This is a genomic window from Marinobacter mobilis (assembly GCF_900106945.1).
Lineage (GTDB): Bacteria > Pseudomonadota > Gammaproteobacteria > Pseudomonadales > Oleiphilaceae > Marinobacter > Marinobacter mobilis.
In genome coordinates this window covers 72,987-90,196 of record NZ_FNNE01000001.1, presented here as the reverse complement: position 1 = coordinate 90,196, position 17,210 = coordinate 72,987, and the positions used below count along the sequence as shown (strand labels likewise).

General features: G+C 59.3%; 16 protein-coding genes. 7 read left to right on the top strand and 9 right to left on the bottom strand.

Annotated features, from left to right (window positions below):
• Positions 1-134: 134 nt before the first annotated feature.
• Both rapA and cysZ read right to left on the bottom strand, forming a co-directional pair.
• Entirely contained in the window at positions 135-2,972 is a 2,838-nt protein-coding gene (gene rapA / locus BLV11_RS00390) for an RNA polymerase-associated protein RapA (RefSeq protein WP_091810970.1), read from the bottom strand.
• 12 nt (positions 2,973-2,984) lie between these two features.
• The gene (gene cysZ / locus BLV11_RS00385) at positions 2,985-3,737 is read right to left on the bottom strand and encodes a sulfate transporter CysZ (RefSeq protein WP_091810969.1); all 753 of its coding nucleotides are present in this window, start codon (positions 3,735-3,737) and stop codon (positions 2,985-2,987) included.
• A 92-nt stretch (positions 3,738-3,829) separates the two neighbouring features.
• Between cysZ and BLV11_RS00380 the strand changes: the two genes are divergently transcribed.
• Complete coding sequence (locus BLV11_RS00380; RefSeq protein ID WP_091810968.1) at positions 3,830-4,234, top strand: VanZ family protein; 405 nt, start codon at positions 3,830-3,832, stop codon at positions 4,232-4,234.
• A 475-nt stretch (positions 4,235-4,709) separates the two neighbouring features.
• Here the strand turns inward: BLV11_RS00380 and BLV11_RS00375 are convergent, their stop codons facing one another.
• Together BLV11_RS00375 and BLV11_RS00370 are read right to left on the bottom strand one after the other, a co-directional pair.
• Positions 4,710-5,231 (bottom strand): SixA phosphatase family protein, encoded by a 522-nt coding sequence (locus tag BLV11_RS00375; protein WP_091810967.1) that lies wholly within the window; start codon positions 5,229-5,231, stop codon positions 4,710-4,712.
• A 77-nt stretch (positions 5,232-5,308) separates the two neighbouring features.
• On the bottom strand, positions 5,309-5,959 hold the full coding sequence (locus BLV11_RS00370; protein WP_091810966.1) for a 50S ribosomal protein L11 methyltransferase: 651 nt from the start codon (positions 5,957-5,959) through the stop codon (positions 5,309-5,311).
• A gap of 154 nt (positions 5,960-6,113) precedes the next feature.
• Here BLV11_RS00370 and mnmH point away from each other — a divergent pair, with 154 nt between their 5' ends.
• From mnmH to BLV11_RS00345, 5 genes are all read left to right on the top strand, one after another.
• Entirely contained in the window at positions 6,114-7,202 is a 1,089-nt protein-coding gene (gene mnmH, locus BLV11_RS00365; protein ID WP_091810965.1) for a tRNA 2-selenouridine(34) synthase MnmH, read from the top strand.
• A gap of 192 nt (positions 7,203-7,394) precedes the next feature.
• Complete coding sequence (locus BLV11_RS00360) at positions 7,395-8,228, top strand: mechanosensitive ion channel family protein (protein ID WP_091810964.1); 834 nt, start codon at positions 7,395-7,397, stop codon at positions 8,226-8,228.
• A gap of 261 nt (positions 8,229-8,489) precedes the next feature.
• Positions 8,490-9,050, top strand: a complete 561-nt coding sequence (locus tag BLV11_RS00355; protein ID WP_091810963.1) for an aminoacyl-tRNA deacylase — start codon at positions 8,490-8,492, stop codon at positions 9,048-9,050.
• 113 nt (positions 9,051-9,163) lie between these two features.
• Positions 9,164-10,459: an FAD-dependent monooxygenase gene (locus tag BLV11_RS00350; protein ID WP_091810962.1), complete on the top strand. Its 1,296-nt coding sequence runs from the start codon at positions 9,164-9,166 to the stop codon at positions 10,457-10,459.
• A gap of 59 nt (positions 10,460-10,518) precedes the next feature.
• Positions 10,519-10,884, top strand: coding sequence for a histidine triad nucleotide-binding protein (locus BLV11_RS00345; protein WP_091810961.1), 366 nt, complete (start codon positions 10,519-10,521; stop codon positions 10,882-10,884).
• Positions 10,885-10,968: 84 nt separating this feature from the next.
• On the opposite strand, the gene phoU is transcribed toward BLV11_RS00345, so the two are convergent.
• The 5 genes from phoU to BLV11_RS00320 all read right to left on the bottom strand — a co-directional run bounded on the left by phoU (position 10,969) and on the right by BLV11_RS00320 (position 16,485).
• Positions 10,969-11,691: a phosphate signaling complex protein PhoU gene (gene phoU / locus BLV11_RS00340; RefSeq protein WP_091810960.1), complete on the bottom strand. Its 723-nt coding sequence runs from the start codon at positions 11,689-11,691 to the stop codon at positions 10,969-10,971.
• A gap of 37 nt (positions 11,692-11,728) precedes the next feature.
• Positions 11,729-12,622: a phosphate ABC transporter ATP-binding protein PstB gene (gene pstB / locus BLV11_RS00335; RefSeq protein WP_091810959.1), complete on the bottom strand. Its 894-nt coding sequence runs from the start codon at positions 12,620-12,622 to the stop codon at positions 11,729-11,731.
• 11 nt (positions 12,623-12,633) lie between these two features.
• Positions 12,634-13,911 carry a phosphate ABC transporter permease PstA gene (pstA, locus tag BLV11_RS00330; protein ID WP_091810958.1) on the bottom strand — a complete coding sequence of 426 codons (1,278 nt, stop codon included), beginning with the start codon at positions 13,909-13,911 and terminating at the stop codon, positions 12,634-12,636.
• Complete coding sequence (gene pstC / locus BLV11_RS00325; RefSeq protein WP_091810957.1) at positions 13,904-15,292, bottom strand: phosphate ABC transporter permease subunit PstC; 1,389 nt, start codon at positions 15,290-15,292, stop codon at positions 13,904-13,906. Before pstC ends, pstA begins: the two co-directional genes overlap by 8 nt.
• A 134-nt stretch (positions 15,293-15,426) precedes the next feature.
• Positions 15,427-16,485: a substrate-binding domain-containing protein gene (locus BLV11_RS00320; protein WP_091810956.1), complete on the bottom strand. Its 1,059-nt coding sequence runs from the start codon at positions 16,483-16,485 to the stop codon at positions 15,427-15,429.
• A gap of 310 nt (positions 16,486-16,795) precedes the next feature.
• Here BLV11_RS00320 and BLV11_RS00315 point away from each other — a divergent pair, with 310 nt between their 5' ends.
• Complete coding sequence (locus BLV11_RS00315) at positions 16,796-17,197, top strand: acyl-CoA thioesterase (RefSeq protein WP_091810955.1); 402 nt, start codon at positions 16,796-16,798, stop codon at positions 17,195-17,197.
• Positions 17,198-17,210 lie beyond the last annotated feature (13 nt).

The following is a 17,210-nucleotide window of genomic DNA, read 5'->3' as shown; positions in this document are numbered from 1 at the left end:
AGCAGCCTCACTCCCTTTGGTTATCCTGAGGATGACTGTGCCCGGCAGGCCCAACCCGCCAGTGCCACAGTTTTTACATTGTCTGGCAACACGTTACCCGATCATTGTCGCCCTCGCCAACACCCCAGCGACGGTTACGACGTAACGATCACACGGATCCCTTCCAGTTCAAGGGACGCCCGGGCCAGAGCCTCTTCACTCATCGCCAGCTGATCACGGAAAAAATCGATTTCTTCATCGCGAATTGCCGGATTGCTTTGCCGCAACGCCTGTAAGCGCTGGATTTCCGGTTGCAGGAACGTCCTGACCCGCACCAGAGCAGCCTCCCGCAATGGTTCCAGCTGCTTTCCAGCCAGGCGCTCAATGTGATCCACCATGGTTTCAACCTCGGCCCGGATCTTCGGCACCACGGCCTGAGCGGTGCGGCGACGGATGTTGGAGCACAGATCATTGAGACGGTCATGAGGCAGCGCCGCTGACAGATCCCGCCCGCGCACGTCCACCAGCAGCCGCAACGGCGACAACGGCAGGTAACGGGACAACTGAAGGGCATCCGGGGACGGGCAATGCACCTTGAACAACCCTTCCAGCAACAGGGTTCCCGGTGGCAGCCCCTTCACGGACAGGCTGGCCAGAGCAGCCTTGCCCAGATCGGTACTGGTGACCGATTCCAGCACGCCGGTCACCAGCGGATGCTCCCAGCTCATGAACGCCATGTCTTCGCGCTCCAGCGCCTGGCGCCGGTCCCAGGTCACCGTCAGACCATCTTCCGGCAGGTCAGCGATGTGTCCGGTATGACGCTGTTCGCTCGGGCGCAGGATATCGGCATGCTCGGAATGATCTTCAACGTCGACGCCGAGAATGTCACAGGCTTCCATCATGAAGTCGCGCACCTGGGCCGACGACTCCTCCTGTTCGATCTGCGCGATCAGCGCCTCGGCCTGCTCGCGGCGGCAGGAATTCAGTTCGATGAGCGCGTCACGGCCATTGTGCAACAAGGTACGCAAGCGATCAGCTTCGGCCCTGGTAGCGTCAACCAGCGCCTGCAGGTCAGCGCCATTGCTACCAATGATCGCAGCCTGCCAGGCCTCCATCAGGGTTTCCTGCACAGCGACACCGACGGAACAGCTCTCGGCAAAGGCATTCAGCCCGTCCTGGAACCAGCGATACTGGATTTCCTGGGCGGTGCCCTGCAGATAAGGCAGGTGGATATGGATGGTTTCAGTCTGACCAATGCGGTCGAGGCGGCCAATGCGCTGCTCCAGCAGGTCCGGGTTGGCCGGCAGGTCAAACAGCACCAGATGGTGGGCAAACTGGAAATTGCGGCCTTCACTGCCGATTTCCGAGCAGATCAGCGCCTGAGCGCCCTGTTCGTTCTCAGCGAAATAGGCCGCGGCCCGGTCCCGCTCGATCAGACTCAGGTGCTCGTGGAACGCCGCACTGCGGATTCCCGCTCGCAACTGGAGATGGTATTCCAGCGCCATCGCGGTTTCAGCGTGGGCGCAAATCACCACCACCTTTTCCCGCTTGAGGCCCGTCAGGGTCTTTTCCAGCCAGGCCACCCGCGGGTCCTCGGCGAGCCAGAGCTCGTCAGCAACACCCTGCTCCGGAGCCAGCCCGGCAAGCCCCGAGGCCTCTGGATAGATATCCGGACACGGCAGTGGCACCGGCTCTGGCTGGCGCTGGGGGAAGCCCTGAATGGCCGCGCGGGTATTCCGGAACAGCACTCGCCCGGTGCCGTGACGATCCAGCAGGGCATCCACAATGGCCGTTACCGGCTGCTCTGCCTTCATCAGGTTAGCCAGATCATCCCCCAGCCAGGCCTTCAATACGTCCTGATCGGCGGCATCCGGGGTTTGCGGATTGGCCAGCAGGCGGCGCACCACCTGATTGACCCGCTCATAATCCTGTTCCTGATCCTGAAAAGCCTCCAGACTGTGGAAGCGGGCAGGGTCAAGCAATCGCAGCCGGGCAAAGTGGCTAGCCACCCCGACCTGCTCCGGCGTTGCGGTCAGCAGCAACAGCCCCCGGCTGATGTCGGCCAGACGCTCCACCACCTGATATTCCGGGCTCGCCGACTCGGGGCTCCAGGCCAGATGGTGAGCTTCGTCGACCACGGCCAAATCCCAGCTTGCGGCCAGCATATCCTGCTGGGCATGGCGGTTGCGGGTCAGGAAATCCAGGCTGCACAGCACCAGTTGCTGGGCCTCGAACGGATTCTCCTGCGGCTCCGGCTCATCACCGCCGGACTCATAGTCGTCGTTGTAATGGCTCTGGTCGACAATGGAAAAGCGCAGATTGAAGCGGCGCAGCATTTCCACCAGCCACTGGTGCACCAGGGAGTCAGGCACCACAATCAGCACCCGCCGGGCGCGTTCCGTCTGTAACTGGTAATGAATGACCAGTCCGGCCTCGATGGTCTTGCCCAGACCCACCTCATCCGCCAGCAACACCCGCGGCGCATAGCGACTGGCCACCTCATGGGCGATATGGATCTGGTGTGGCAGATGCTGGGTACGGGCCCCGATCAGTCCCTGCGCTGGCGAAGCCCGCAGCCGGTCCAGGTGCTGCATCGCCGCCACCCGCAGGCGGAAGGCACCGTTGCGGTCAAACTGCCCGGCAAACAACCGTTGCTGAGGGGCCGAGAAGCTCACCACACTGCTGAGCCGGACCTCGGAAATCTGCTTGAGGTCGTCACGGCCATCGTCGGCGTGATAGAGCAGGACCCCGCCCAGGTCTTCCACTGCACGAACCGTCAGCCGGTCGCCCTCAAAGGTTTCGATCTCTTCACCGATCTGGAACACCACCCGCGCCAACGGAGCGCTGTCGATGGCATAAGTGCGTTCCTCATCAGCCGCGGGGAACCCCAGGGTCACCCGGCGACCGGAAACCTCCGTCACAATGCCGAGGCCCAGTCCGGTATCACTGTGACTGACCCAGCGTTGTCCTATGACGAAATCTGACGTATCCAAAAAACCTCCAACTTATTTCTTTACCGGCAGCCGCGATTCACGGACCCAATAGGCCGTGGCACCACAGACCGCCGCGGGAACAACAAACAGGTTAAGTAACGGCACCATCGCTGCCAATGCCACCGGCAATCCAAAGCCAAGGGCCGACAGCCTCTGCTGCGCCAGCTGGCGTTTCAGCTCGGGAAAACTGACCCGGTTGTTATCGGCGGGATAATCCACATACTGCAGCGCCATCATCCAGCTGTTAAAGATAAACCACAGCACCGCAGCCACCAGGTTAACGACCGGAATCAGGCCAATGATGAACAGGCCAAGGGCCCGGGGCAGGTAATAGAGGATTTTCTGCACCTCTCGCCACAGCGCGCGGGGAATATCCCGCACAATCTGCGCCCAGCCACCGTCCACCGACGGTTCCTGGCCGGTCAGGTGCTTCTCGGTGAGCTCCGCCAGGTAGCCGTAGAACGGCGCGCCAATCAGGTTGGCGACAATCACGAAGCCATACGCCAGCATCAGCAGGATCACCGCGCCATAGAGCAACCAGAACAGCCAGTCCAGGCTTTGCAGCCAGGCCCAGTCCGGCAGCCAGCCCATGGCCATATCAACCAGCGACGAGAACATCATGGCCAGGAAATAGGCCATGCCCGCAAACAGCAGGATATTGATCAGCAGGGGAATAATTACGAACAACCGCAGCCCGGGCTGACGGATAAGCCGGAACCCTTCGCCCAGATAGCCAAGGCCGTGGAAGAAGTTGCCGTTAAACATAAAACAGGCGCTCCAGTGGTCACTACCGCAATGACAGGAATGGGGCGCAAAGCATATCATGTTGCGACCGCAGCCACAGCCGAAACCCGACCATGAATGCCCTTAAACACCAACTGCTTGGGATTCTCCGCTACCTCCCGCTCTGGCGTCTGGCACTGGTGTTATCAGGCCTGGCAATCCTCTACCTGGCGACCACCGCCAGCAACGAACTGCTGCCGCCGTCTCCCAGCGACAAGCTGAATCACCTGGTGGCCTTTCTGGAGCTGTCCCTGCTGGCTCGTCTGGGCTGGCCCCAGGCTCGCCCGATGACCCTGCTGACATTACTGGCAGGCTATGGCGTTGCCATCGAACTGATTCAGTGGCCGTTGCCATACCGCGAATTTTCCTTCGCCGACATGGCCGCCGACGCCGTGGGAATTGCCCTGGGCCTGGCGTTATGGTCAAGGCTGCCTCCCCCGTCCGCCAACGGCGATAACCCGCCTTACTCACATCAGTGAGAACTTTCCCCAACCCCATGTAAGAGATATCTCACAAATGCGTGCGACAGTTCGGCATTGTTGCGTACGCAGGTGTAATCTCAATGCACAGAATGATCTCAAGACATTGTTTTTAATTGAATTTAAAATTGTGTCGCCAAAACCGATGTAGCAAGAAATTGCTCCCTGTCACAAATCTGTCAGGGGCGAATTGCTATAGTGAACGTGTCAAGGATGACAGGGAAAAGGAAGGACGCTGGGAAGCACCCCTGCAATTGGATGCGGGGAGAAGCAAGGAGCCACGGACGCTGGGCTTTAGGGATAATTATCTGGAACGCTGGCTAGGAAGCTGGCGCCATGGAGCGGCGAACAGGACAGTGCGCAACAGGAGTGTTGCAACGCGATATCGGAAGTCGCAACCGTTCCGAACAAGGGCAGCCATTATGGTTGCCCTTTTTTTTGTCCGGCTTAAGCCCCGTTCCGACGCAAGCCGCGCTCAGGCCGAGGCAAGCACAAGGTTTCTGGCCCGGATAATCTGGACCAGCTCACCCTGCCCCCATGACAGGTGATGCCAGTCTCCGGGGATGCAGAAATGCGCCAGGGTGGCGGTCGGGATCAGTTTGCCATCCTCCGGCGTCGTGGGCGGCTGCGTCGCCAACTGCCGCACCAGATCCTCCAGCCCCGGGTTATGACCAACCAACAGTACCCGCTGATATTCCCCGGGAATTCGCTGCAATGCGTTCAGTATCGTGCTGGCATCCGCCAGGTAGAGCTGTTTGTCCGTATGCACCCACGACCCTTTCCGGCCCAGAATCCGCACACACTTTTCCGCGGTTGCCTGGGTCCGCTCCGCCGGCGAGCTCAGCACATAGTCCGGCACCAGGCCTTGCTGTTCCAGCCAGACCCCGATCTGCTTTGCCCCCTGCCGCCCCCGCTTCCTCAAAGGGCGATCATAATCTGCCACCGGCTTCCGCCAGTCAGACTTGCCATGCCGAAGCAACAACAACTCGCGTGTCATGGTGGATACCCTCTTGTTTAACCCTGGCGCCTATATAAAGCCGACCCGGTTACCGATCCATGACAGCCGCGCCGCGCTCAGACGGTGTGATAGATCCGTACCTGGTTGAACTCCTCAAATTCATTGAGGTCCGGCCAGGTTCTTGCTTCGATCACTGCCTGCCGGACATAAGCGGGATCGCCCAGATCCCTGACCCGGGAATCGGCCAGCAGAACCTGAGGCGCGGCTGCCCGAAACTCTGCCAGGAAGCCTCGGTTGTCCGGATCGTAGAGCACATCAGCGGCGGTAATCACGTCCAGCGCTTGCGGACGCTGATACCAGTCCTCACAGCGTTTCAGAGCCACACCGTTGCCCGCAGCATTTGCTTCAGCTGCGTCCAGTGCTGCCGGATCAAGGTCGCAGGCGACCACTTCGGCGGCTCCGGCAATGGCCGCGGCGATCGCCACGATCCCGGAACCACTGCCAAAATCCAGCACCCGTTTGCCGGCCACCAAGTGCGGATGCTGCAGAATCCATTGCGCCAGCACCTGACCGCTGGCCCAGCAGAAGGACCAGTAGGCCGGCTCGCCCACCACCGCCTGGGCTTCGTCATGGCTGAGGGGGCCGTCCAGCACCTGCGGATCAAACAGGTAAAGCTCGATATCGGGACAACCGGCGGGCCGGGTTGCCGCCACGCGGCCCCGGCTCAGGGTCTTCTGCAGGTGGCGGTCGAGGACATGTGTCGACATGGGGCATCCTGTGTTCGATAGACAAACCCCTATTCTACTGACCGATGTACCGTCCATCACCTCTCCCTCACCCCGAGACCACCCTGATGGGTAAAATTTCGCCGTTTCCGATATACTGCGCCCTCCATTCCGGCGCAGTGAAACCCGAACGCTCATGGCCAGACCGAATACCGACAACTACCTTCAGCTTTTCCTCAATGACACCCCGCTAATGGATGTCCGGGCCCCGATCGAGTTCACCAGGGGCAGCTTTCCCAACGCGGTTAATGCGCCCCTGATGAATGACGACGAGCGTCACCGGGTAGGGATCTGTTACAAGGACAAAGGCCAGGACAAGGCCATTGAGCTGGGCCATCAGCTCGTGGCGGGCGACCTCAAGGACGAGCGTATTGCGGCCTGGAAACGGTTTGCGTTACAGAATCCCGAAGGCTACCTGTTCTGCTTTCGCGGCGGGTTACGCTCACAGCTAACCCAGCGCTGGCTCACCGAAGCCGGTGTCGAGTTCCCCCTGGTCAGCGGCGGCTACAAGGCCATGCGCCGTTTCCTGATCGACAGCCTGGAAGACGTCACGGCCACCGCCTCATTCCGTATTCTCAGTGGTCGTACCGGCACGGGAAAAACCCGAGTGCTGAAGCGGCTGCCCAACCCTGTCGACCTCGAAGGCCTGGCCAACCATCGCGGTTCCAGCTTTGGCCGCCAGGTATCGCCACAGCCGGGCCAGATTGATTTCGAGAACCGGCTTGCCGTGGCCATGCTCAAGGCCCGCCACCAACACCGCGGCCCGATCTACCTCGAAGACGAAAGCAAACTGATTGGCCGCTGCTGTCTGACCGATACCCTGCGCGCGCGCATGGCGGAAGCCGAATTGCTGATCCTCGAACGGCCGATGGAGGAGCGCATCGCCATCATCCGCGAAGATTATGTTGAAGACATGCTCGCCGCCTACCATGAACGGGATGGCGAAGAGGCCGGCTGGAGCAATTTCAGTGATTACCTGCTCAGCGCCCTCGACCGCATCCGCAAACGACTCGGGGGGCTTCGCCACCAGCAGCTACGCCAGCTGATGGAAACCGCCCTGCAACAGCAGCAGGCCAGCGGTGACCTGAGCGGTCACGATGCCTGGATCCAGCACCTGCTGACCGACTACTACGACCCCATGTACGACTACCAGCTCAGCCAGAAAGCCGGACGTATTGCAGCCCGCGGCGGCCCGGATGAACTGGTGAACTGGAGTCAGTCCTGAGCCTCGCCGCCACAACAACGCGACATCGGCTCTGAGCGCCGCCTGATATTTGGGCCAATCGTGTCATAATCGTTACACAATCAAGGGCATACTCTGCTATAAGTATCGGCAGAGGCCGTCGTTATCGGCCACGTACTGTGCTGCCCGTTTCACCCTCAGACCTACCCCCAATATTGTGAACAAGGAGTTCTTATGGACGACCTCTTCGGATCGAATGGACAAGCCACCGAGCTGATGGACCAGGCCGCCGCCATGGTCATGACCTACGCTCCCAAAGTGATTTTGGCGATTGTCACCCTGCTCATCGGCCTGTGGCTGATCGGCCGCCTGGTTCGGGTACTGGAAGCCCGTCTCACCGCCAAAGACCCCACCCTGAGCAAGTTCCTGTGTGGTCTGATCGGTGTCACCCTGAAAATTCTGCTGCTGATCTCGGTCGCGTCGATGGTGGGCATCGCCACGACCTCCTTCGTTGCCATTATGGGTGCCGCCGGCCTCGCCGTTGGTCTGGCCCTGCAGGGCAGCCTGGCCAATTTTGCCGGCGGGGTACTGATCCTTATCTTCAAGCCCTTCAAGGTCGGCGATGTCATCGAGGCCCAGGGTTACCTGGGCACCGTGGTGGAAATCCAGATTCTCTACACCGTCCTCAATACCTTCGATAACCGCCGCATTGTCATCCCTAACGGCAACCTGTCCAACTCCAGCCTGATCAATCTCAGCGCTTACGACACCCGCCGTGTCGATATGAGCTTCGGCATCGGATATGGCGACGATATCGGCAAGGCCAAGGCCACCATTATGCGACTGCTGGAGCAGGACGAGCGCGTGCTCAAGGATCCGGCCCCTATGGTTGTGGTTGGTAACCTCGGTGAAAGCTCCGTGGACTTTACTGTTCGCGTCTGGGCCAAGGCGGCTGACTACTGGGGGATTTACTTCGACATGCAGGAAAATGTGAAGAAGACCTTTGATGCAGAAGGCATTTCCATTCCTTTCCCACAACGGGACGTGCATATTTTTAAACAGGACTGAGCCCAGTACCCCTGCACCGTCCCCAACAGCAAGGGAACCCCAGACCGGGGTTCCCTTTTTCTTTTCCCGCCACGTCCCAGTGGCGACCAACTGGGACGGAAATCTCAAAACCACCAGAAATACTCTAGCTTTCTCCTCCGTCTTGGCTAAGCTGACGGGTAGGGGAATGCCACCTTCCACGCTCTCGTTCCCTACGTCCGGTTGACGCTTCCGACTGACGTCGAGCCGGTAAACTGTCATTGCTGGTAGGAGGTTGTAACGATGCCGGTACAACAGTTGAAAGACTTTCTCGACCAGGCGCGTGTTGAATACATGTGCCTGCCCCACCCTCCCGCTTACACCGCCCAGCAACTGGCCCATCATGTCCAGATTGCCGGAGACCGTGTCGCCAAGACCGTCATCATCGAGCTGGACGGCAAGATGGCGATGCTGGTCATGCCTGCGACCTGGCGAGTGCGTTGGGATCGCCTCAGCAGCGTGCTGGATACCGACTTTCTTGATCTTGCGGACGAACAGGAATTCCAGGACCGGTTCCCAGAGTGTGAAGTCGGTGCCATGCCCCCCTTTGGCAATCTTTTTGATATGTCGGTGTATTGCTGCGAAGCCCTTACCCTCCAGCCTGAACTGGCCTTTGCCGCTGGCACGCATACCGAATCCATCCACATGAAAACCAGCGACTTCCTGGAGCTGGTTCACCCAGTGGTCATCAATCAGGGCTTCACCAAACCTGGCGCCCAGAAGCCGGCCTGGCTGCGTAAAGGGCAGAAACCCCGAAAAATGCAGAATGATGACCTGATCTCCCAGGATCTCATGGGTTATTGAGGTCACGCCTGCCCCGAACCTGAGCCAGGTCATCCCACCGCCGCCCAGCTGCGGGTACGCTTGTCTCCGCGGCTCCATCGCGTAAACTTGGGAGCCTCGGACAGGATATTCCTATGACACAAGCGTATGACATTGTGGTGGTGGGCGCCGGTATGGTCGGTGCCGCTCTGGCCACCGGCCTCGGCCAGAACGGATTCAGCGTTGCCCTGATCGACCGGGACAGCGCCGGGGCGTTCGATCCCGCTCAGTCGCCCGACCTGAGGGTGTCGGCCATCAGCGCCGGTAACGAGCGTTACCTGCGGCAACTGGGTGCCTGGCAGAAAATGGCGACCATGCGGTTGACGCCGTACACCCGCCTGGGGGTATGGGACGAAACCCGCCACCCACTGAGCAATTTGCTGCCCGCCCGCCTCGGCCAAACCATCTTCAACGCCACCGACCTCAACACCGGCCATCTCGGTCATATCGTCGAGAACCGGGTAACCCAGTACGCCCTGTGGCAATGTGTCCGTGAGCAACCTTCGGTTGATCTGCTCGCTGGCAGCGGTGTCAGCGCGGTCTGCCAGCAGCAGGATCAGGCGACCGTCACCCTTGATGACGGCCGCGAACTCAGCTGCCAACTGGTTGTCGGTGCCGATGGTGCCCAGTCCCGTGTCAGGGAGATGGCCGACATTGGGACCCAGCGGGATCAGTACAGCCAGCAGGCCATGGTTATTTCAGTACGGTATCGCGGCGCGGTTGAGGACATCACCTGGCAAGCGTTTCATCCCAGTGGGCCACGAGCCTTTCTGCCCCTGCACAGCGCGGGCGATGCCTTCCCCCAGGAAAGCTGGGCCTCACTGGTCTGGTACGACAGCCCGGACACCCTGAGCCGGCTCAAGGCGATGAGCAAACCGGACCTGCTGGCCGAGATCCAGCGCGCGTTTCCGCCGGAATTGCCGCCACTGACCCATATCGATGCCTGCGCCAGCTTCCCCATCGCCCGCCAGCATGCGAACAGCTACAGCAACGGCCGGGTGGTCCTGGTTGGCGATTCCGCCCACACCATCAACCCGCTGGCCGGCCAGGGCGTCAATCTGGGCTTCCAGGATGCCCAGTGCCTGCAGGACCTGCTTAAAGAATGTCGCCGAAACGGTCTCAACCTGAGCGACAGCAGCTGCCTGCAGCAGTATGAGCAACAGCGGCGCCCGGCCAACCGGCGCATGATGCTGGCCATGGATCTGTTCTATTACCTGTTCAGCAACCGCATTCCACCGTTGCATCTGGCACGCAACCTGGGCCTCGGCATGGCTCAGGCCCTGCCTTTCGCAAAAAACCGCGTCGCCCGCTACGCCATGGGTATCGAGGAAGAACTGCCCGCGGTGCTGCAACTGCTGGCCAGCCGGCTGCCCTCGCTGCCACTCCCCTGAGCGGCAGCCTGATACCGGGTTACGATCAGAACCACCACGACGGCAAGGACACAACCACCATGTCAGAAACGATTTTCAACAAGATCATCAACCGCGAGATTCCCGCGGACATCGTCTATGAAGACGACCTCAGCCTGGCGTTCCGTGACATCAACCCCCAAGCCCCGGTACACCTGCTGATCATCCCCAAACGGGCGATTGCCACCATCAATGATCTGGAAGCGGGCGACCGCGAACTGGTCGGCCACCTGTACCTGGTGGCGGCCAAGCTGGCCAAAGAGATGGGCTTTGACGACGCAGGCTATCGCACCGTGATGAACTGCGGAGAAAGCGCCGGTCAGACGGTATTTCATATCCACCTGCACCTGTTGGCTGGCAAACCCCTGGGCTGGCCACCTTACACCGACCGGATGAAGCAGGCCTGACCTGGCCATCTGATCAGCAGGCATAAAAAAGCCGGCGCAGGTTTACCTGGGCCGGCTTTTTTACAGCGAACGATGGACCTGCCGTTAGCGGCTGACCACCTCTTCCGCCCGTTCCATGGAGGCGTGTCGAACATCCTCGCCCTTGACCATGAAAATCACGTTTTCGGCAATGTTGCAGGCGTGATCACCGACCCGCTCCAGCGCTCGCAGCACCCACATCACTGACATGCAGCGGGAGATATTGCGGCTGTCTTCCATCATGAAGGTAAGCAAGGTACGGGTTGCAGCCTGATACTCCTCGTCCACCCGCTTGTCTTCCTTCATCACCCGCAGGGCCTGCTCAGAATCCAGACGGGCAAAGGCATCCAGCGCATCGTGCAGCATGCTGGCCACATGATTACCAATGTGGCGGGCCTCGACATAGCCACGCGGCGCCTGACCTTCCTGAGACAGCCCCATGGCGAACTTGGCAATCTTCTTCGATTCGTCACCTACCCGCTCCAGGTCAGCCACCATCTTGATGACGGAGACCACCAGGCGCAGATCCCGGGCAGTAGGCTGGCGGCGGGCAATGACCTTGGTCGCCTCTTCATCGATGGCGATTTCCATCTTGTCGACCACCTTGTCACGACCGCGAACGTCATCCGCCAGCTGGCCGTCATTCTCGATCAGCGCCTGGATTGAATCCATCAGCTGCTGTTCAACCAAGCCACCCATTTTCAGAAATTCGGTTTTCAGTTCCGCCAGCTCTTCATTGAACTGATGGGAAATGTGATCACCGTAAACTTCATCCTTTTGCGTAGGCATAACTCTTATTCTCCTGATCTATCCGTCGCGGCCACAATCAGCCGAAACGGCCGGTGATGTATGATTCGGTCAGTTTATGCTCGGGTGCCGTGAACACCTTGTCGGTGGCGTTAACTTCCACCAGGTTACCCAGATGGAAATAGGCGGTACGGTGAGAAACCCGAGCGGCCTGCTGCATGGAGTGGGTCACGATGATGATGGTGTAACTCTCCGACAGCTCGGCAATCAGCTCTTCAACCTTTGCCGTCGCAATCGGGTCCAGCGCGGAGCAAGGCTCATCCATCAGCACCACTTCCGGACTCACGGCGATCGTCCGGGCGATACACAGACGCTGCTGCTGACCACCAGACATACCGGTTGCCGGAGCATCCAGGCGATCCTTGACCTCGTTCCACAGACCGGCTTTTCGCAGACTGTCCTCAACAATGTCATCCAGCTCTGACTTGCGATTTGCCAGGCCATGGATGCGCGGGCCGTAGGCCACATTGTCATAAATGGATTTGGGGAAGGGGTTCGGTTTCTGGAACACCATGCCTACCCGTGCACGCAGTTCAACAACGTCGCGGCGGGGGTCGTAGAGATCCTGTCCGTCCAGCTCCAGGCTCCCTTTCACACGACAGATATCGATACTGTCGTTCATCCGGTTCAGGCAGCGCAGGAACGTGGACTTACCGCAACCGGAGGGACCGATAAAGGCAATAACCTCATTACGGGCAATGTCCAGGCTTACACCCTTGATCGCCTGGCTCTCGCCGTAATACACCTCAACGTCACGCAGACGGAATTTTGCGTCATCGGCAAACGGGGTACCCACGGTCTGGCCATATTCGATGGCGGTTTCCTCAGGCTTGTCCTGCACTGCGGCCGGAGCCAGTTCGGGAGCTTCCCGTTGCGTCTGTTCAGTGCTGATACTGGTATTCAAAGTACTCATGGGATTCTCCTTTACCACCGGCGCTCGAGTCGTTTACGGAGCCAGATAGCCAATGCGTTCATACTGATCAGAAAGGCCAGCAACACCATAATGGCGGCCGACGCACGTTCGATAAAGCCCTGTTCCGGACTGCCTGCCCACAGGAAGATCTGCACCGGCAGCACCGTCGCAGAGCTGAAAAAGCCGTCCGGGACATCAACGATAAAGGCCACCATACCGATGAGCAGGAGCGGCGCGGTTTCACCCAGGGCTTGCGCCATACCAATGATGGAGCCGGTCAGCATGCCGGGCATGGCGAGTGGCAGCACATGGTGCAGTACCACCTGCATCTTGGACGCCCCGATACCCTGGGCCGCTTCCCGAATCGATGGCGGCACACTCTTGATGGCGGCGCGGCTGGAAATAATGATCGTCGGCAGAGTCATCAGCATCAACACCAGACCACCCACGACCGGCACCGAGCGCGGCATGCCGAACAGGTTGATAAACACCGCCAGACCCAGCAGACCGAAGATAATCGACGGTACCGCAGCCAGGTTGTTGATGTTCACTTCAATGAAATCGGTGAGACGATTCTGGGGCGCGAATTCCTCCAGGTAGATCGCCGCAGACACCCCAATGGGGAACGACAGCAACAGGGTTACCGCCATGGTCAGCAAAGACCCGACAATGGCACCGAGGACACCGGCATGGCCAGGATCACGACTGTCGCCATTGCTGAAAAACACATCGTTGAATGAGTTTTCAATGATGCCCCGCTCCAACAGGGTAAGGGCCCAGGCCTGCTGCTGCTCCGTCAGCTTGATGGAATAGCTGGCATCGTCCCGGTGTTTGGCGAACACATCGACATCATCGCTGGCCAGGAAGGTCAGACGCTGAGTGGTGCCCATGATCGCCGGATCTGCCGCCACCAGATCTTTTACGTCACTGGCGGCATAACTGCTGATCAGCCCCTTCAGCGCCCGCTCAGCCCGGCGGCCGGACACTTCCGGCAGTTCCTTCTTGAGCGCGGCAATCAGCGGCGCCAAATAGTCACCATTACGCAGCTGGGCCGGGTCAGTGGGATCCTCCAGATACATCAGCTCAGGGTCAAAGGTGACCTCCAGAGTAAGCGTGGTCTTGAGAAAGCCGGTGTAACCCTTACCGATGATGTCAGCAAACAACACCACCAGAGCGGTCAGGGCCACGGCAATTGCAGCAATGCCGTAGGCCCGGAAACGGCGTTCCTTGCGGTAACGTCGCTTCAGAGACTGGCGGACAATCTCCGCCTGCGAAGTTGAGTTAGTCATACTGTTCCCGATATTTTCTTACGACATGGAGGGCAATGACATTCAGCGCCAGGGTTACAACAAACAGCAGCATGCCGAGGGCGAAGGCCGCCAGGGTCTTGGCACTGTCGAATTCCTGATCGCCCACCAGCAGGGTGACAATCTGAACGGTGACGGTGGTGACCGCTTCCAGAGGGTTAGCGGTCAGGTTGGCCGCGAGACCCGCGGCCATGACCACAATCATGGTCTCACCAATGGCGCGGGACACCGCCAGCAGAATACCGCCCATAATGCCGGGCAATGCCGCCGGAAAAATCACCTTCTTCATGGTTTCGGACTGGGTCGCACCGAGCGCCAGGGAACCGTCCCGCAGCGACTGGGGTACGGCATTGATAACATCGTCAGACAGTGATGATACAAACGGAATAATCATGATGCCCATCACCAGACCGGCTGCCAGCGCACTTTCTGCCGATGCCTGTAATCCCAGGGCTGCCGCCAGGCCGCTGATGAATGGCGCCACGGTCAGCGCCGCGAAAAAACCGTAAACCACCGTTGGCACACCTGCCAACATTTCCAGCAACGGCTTGATGATGCCGCGCATGCGCGGGGAGGCGTATTCGGACAGGTAGATGGCGGACATCAGGCCGACAGGCACCGCCACCACCATCGCAATAGCAGAAATAAGCAGAGTGCCCACAAACAGCGGGATCATGCCAAAGGCACCTTCAGCCCCCACCTGGTCCGCACGGATCGCAGTTTGCGGGCTCCACGAGGTTCCAAACAGGAACTCAGTGATGGGTACCTTGCCAAAGAATCGAATGGTCTCGAAGATCACCGAGAACACAATGCCCACGGTGGTCAGGATTGCCAACCCGGCACAGGCGAAAAAAATCCGCCGCAGGGTGGTCTCAAATTTTTCCCGGGCATTGATATGGGGGGCTATACGTAACCAGGCGACAAATCCCCCAAGCACCGCAATACAGATAACCAGCAGCGCCATCATCGTCTGGCTGCTCTGCTGCAGCCCCGTCAGCCTTGAGGCCGCTTCAGCAATAGCCGGCGGCACAACATCGGCAGACAGTGCGCCGGAGGCGACGTTACTGATCTGAGACAGGATCAGACTGGCCTTGCCCGCCGAATCCGGCTGCAATTCCGCCGGCAGACTGCCGACCACCAGCGTCTGGATAACCTTGCCCTCAAACCCCAGCCAGCAGGCCAAGACCAGCAGCGCCGGCAATCCACACCACATGGCCGCCCGGGCAGCATAGTAGAAGGGAAGCGATTTCAGATGCTTGATACCACCCATGGGGACTGCCAGGGCTCGTGATCGCGCGTAGCCCAGGGCAAAGGCAATAACGACCAGCACCACAATGAGCGGAATTAGATTCGCCGGTTGCATGGTTTCTCTCTGTTTCTGCTATTGGAAACCCGCCTTATCTCCCCGAAAGGGGCATTCAGCGGGTTTTTACACACATGAAAAGTGCGGACACCAGGCCCGCACTTTTCCTTACCACTTCTCTGATACCAGCCGTATTACAGCTCGTCACCCGTCATGGTTTCCAGGCTGACAGCGCTTTCGGCAGCCGTCATGCGGTCCGCGCGATCCAGCGGAATCAGGCCCACATCAGCCAGGTAACCGTTGTCACCCCAGGCGCCTTCGCTCGCGAACTCAGCCACGTACTCGGCGATACCCGGAACCACACCCACGTGAGCTTTCTTCACGTAGAACCACAGGGAACGGGCCAGCGGGTAGTCACCAACGCTGATGTTGTCCATGGTCGGCTCAAAGCCGGCAACCGTTGCTGCCTGCAGGGTACCAGAGTTCTCTTCCAGGAAGCTGTAGCCAAAGATACCGTAGGCGGAGGCGTCTGCCGTCAGTTTCTGAACGATCAGGTTGTCGTTCTCACCGGCCTCAACAAAGGCACCGTCTTCACGAACGCTGTGGCAGATGGCCTTGTAGGCGTTCTTGTCTTCAGCCTTGATAGCCTTGATCCAGTCAAAGGTCTTGCAACCACCTTCCAGAGCCAACTCGTTGAAGGCGTCACGGGTACCGGAGGTAGGAGGAGGACCCATCACGCGAATCGGCTTGTTAGGCAAGCTGGCGTCGATGTCATTCCAGTTCTGGTAAGGATTGGCAACCAGTTCTTCGCTGCCGTCCGGGTTCGGAACATCTTTGGCCAGAGCCAGGAACAACTGCTGCAGGCTGACGTCCAGGTTTTCCGCTTCCTGGGAGCTGGCCAGTACAATGCCGTCGCTGCCGATCTTCACTTCCACGATGTCTTCAACACCGTTGCTCTGGCACAGTTCAAATTCACTGGCCTTCATACGACGGGAAGCGTTGGTGATGTCCGGATGCTGAGTACCGATACCGGCACAGAACAGCTTCAGACCACCGCCGGAACCCGTGGACTCCAATTTCGGAGTCGGGAAATCAGTGTTGCGACCGAAGTGCTCAGCAACCACGGTGGCAAACGGGTAAACGGTAGAGGAACCCACGATGTTAATGGTGTCACGGGCCAGGGTCGGGGTGGAAACTGCAGCCAGGGTACCGGCAACGGCCAGGCTGGCGAAAGCTGTCTTCAGATTAATCACGTTACGTCTCCATCACGTTGAGCTTATAAGCTGCTTTTGGTGAGCTGATGGGATCAGATCGCGTCATTTCTCGTCAATTTGACGTCTTATCCAATCCTCAGACTAACGGCATGGGTGAGCCGATGATTGGAGAATACGCAGCCTCTGTGACAACTTTGTTACAGCGTTTGAAATATTACCGTCATGAGCGGTAAAGGGAAATGCTGGCATTTAAGGCCGATTTCGCTTGCAGCCACGGCGATCACCATTAACATGCAGCTTTTCAACATTTTTTATGCAATGAAACAAGAATGACAAAAGGTGCCTTTCGATGACGACTCTGGACGATGACAAACCCCGCCCCCGCGGCGAACTCACCATTCAGGTAGTCCCTCTGCCCGGGGATACGAACGCCAATGGTGATGTTTATGCCGGCTGGCTGATCAAGCAGATGGATATGGCCGCAGCTTCCATTGCCGGGCGAGTATCCCAGGGACGCAATGCCACCGTTGCCGTAGACCGCATGGAATTCCTGTCACCCCTGCGCGTTGGCTCCCAGGTCAGCTGCTACTGCGAACTGGTGGACATTGGCCGCAGCTCGATGAAGATCAATGTTGAGGTGTGGACCCTGGACCGTGCTGCCAAGCGCCCCCGCAAGGTGACCGAAGCGCTGTTTGTCTTTGTCGCCATCGACGAGCATGGGCGCATCCGCGAAGTCCCGGACCAGCTCTGATACCAGCCCGGGG

What these genes read in the sequence shown, in the direction of transcription:
- cysZ (WP_091810969.1), bottom strand. Translation starts at nt 3,737, where the DNA reads ATGTTTAACGGCAACTTCTTCCACGGCCTTGGCTATCTGGGCGAAGGG.
- BLV11_RS00380 (WP_091810968.1), top strand. Translation starts at nt 3,830, where the DNA reads ATGAATGCCCTTAAACACCAACTGCTTGGGATTCTCCGCTACCTCCCG.
- BLV11_RS00375 (WP_091810967.1), bottom strand. Translation starts at nt 5,231, where the DNA reads ATGACACGCGAGTTGTTGTTGCTTCGGCATGGCAAGTCTGACTGGCGG.
- BLV11_RS00370 (WP_091810966.1), bottom strand. Translation starts at nt 5,959, where the DNA reads ATGTCGACACATGTCCTCGACCGCCACCTGCAGAAGACCCTGAGCCGG.
- mnmH (WP_091810965.1), top strand. Translation starts at nt 6,114, where the DNA reads ATGGCCAGACCGAATACCGACAACTACCTTCAGCTTTTCCTCAATGAC.
- BLV11_RS00360 (WP_091810964.1), top strand. Translation starts at nt 7,395, where the DNA reads ATGGACGACCTCTTCGGATCGAATGGACAAGCCACCGAGCTGATGGAC.
- BLV11_RS00355 (WP_091810963.1), top strand. Translation starts at nt 8,490, where the DNA reads ATGCCGGTACAACAGTTGAAAGACTTTCTCGACCAGGCGCGTGTTGAA.
- BLV11_RS00350 (WP_091810962.1), top strand. Translation starts at nt 9,164, where the DNA reads ATGACACAAGCGTATGACATTGTGGTGGTGGGCGCCGGTATGGTCGGT.
- BLV11_RS00345 (WP_091810961.1), top strand. Translation starts at nt 10,519, where the DNA reads ATGTCAGAAACGATTTTCAACAAGATCATCAACCGCGAGATTCCCGCG.
- phoU (WP_091810960.1), bottom strand. Translation starts at nt 11,691, where the DNA reads ATGCCTACGCAAAAGGATGAAGTTTACGGTGATCACATTTCCCATCAG.
- pstB (WP_091810959.1), bottom strand. Translation starts at nt 12,622, where the DNA reads ATGAGTACTTTGAATACCAGTATCAGCACTGAACAGACGCAACGGGAA.
- pstA (WP_091810958.1), bottom strand. Translation starts at nt 13,911, where the DNA reads ATGACTAACTCAACTTCGCAGGCGGAGATTGTCCGCCAGTCTCTGAAG.
- pstC (WP_091810957.1), bottom strand. Translation starts at nt 15,292, where the DNA reads ATGCAACCGGCGAATCTAATTCCGCTCATTGTGGTGCTGGTCGTTATT.
- BLV11_RS00315 (WP_091810955.1), top strand. Translation starts at nt 16,796, where the DNA reads ATGACGACTCTGGACGATGACAAACCCCGCCCCCGCGGCGAACTCACC.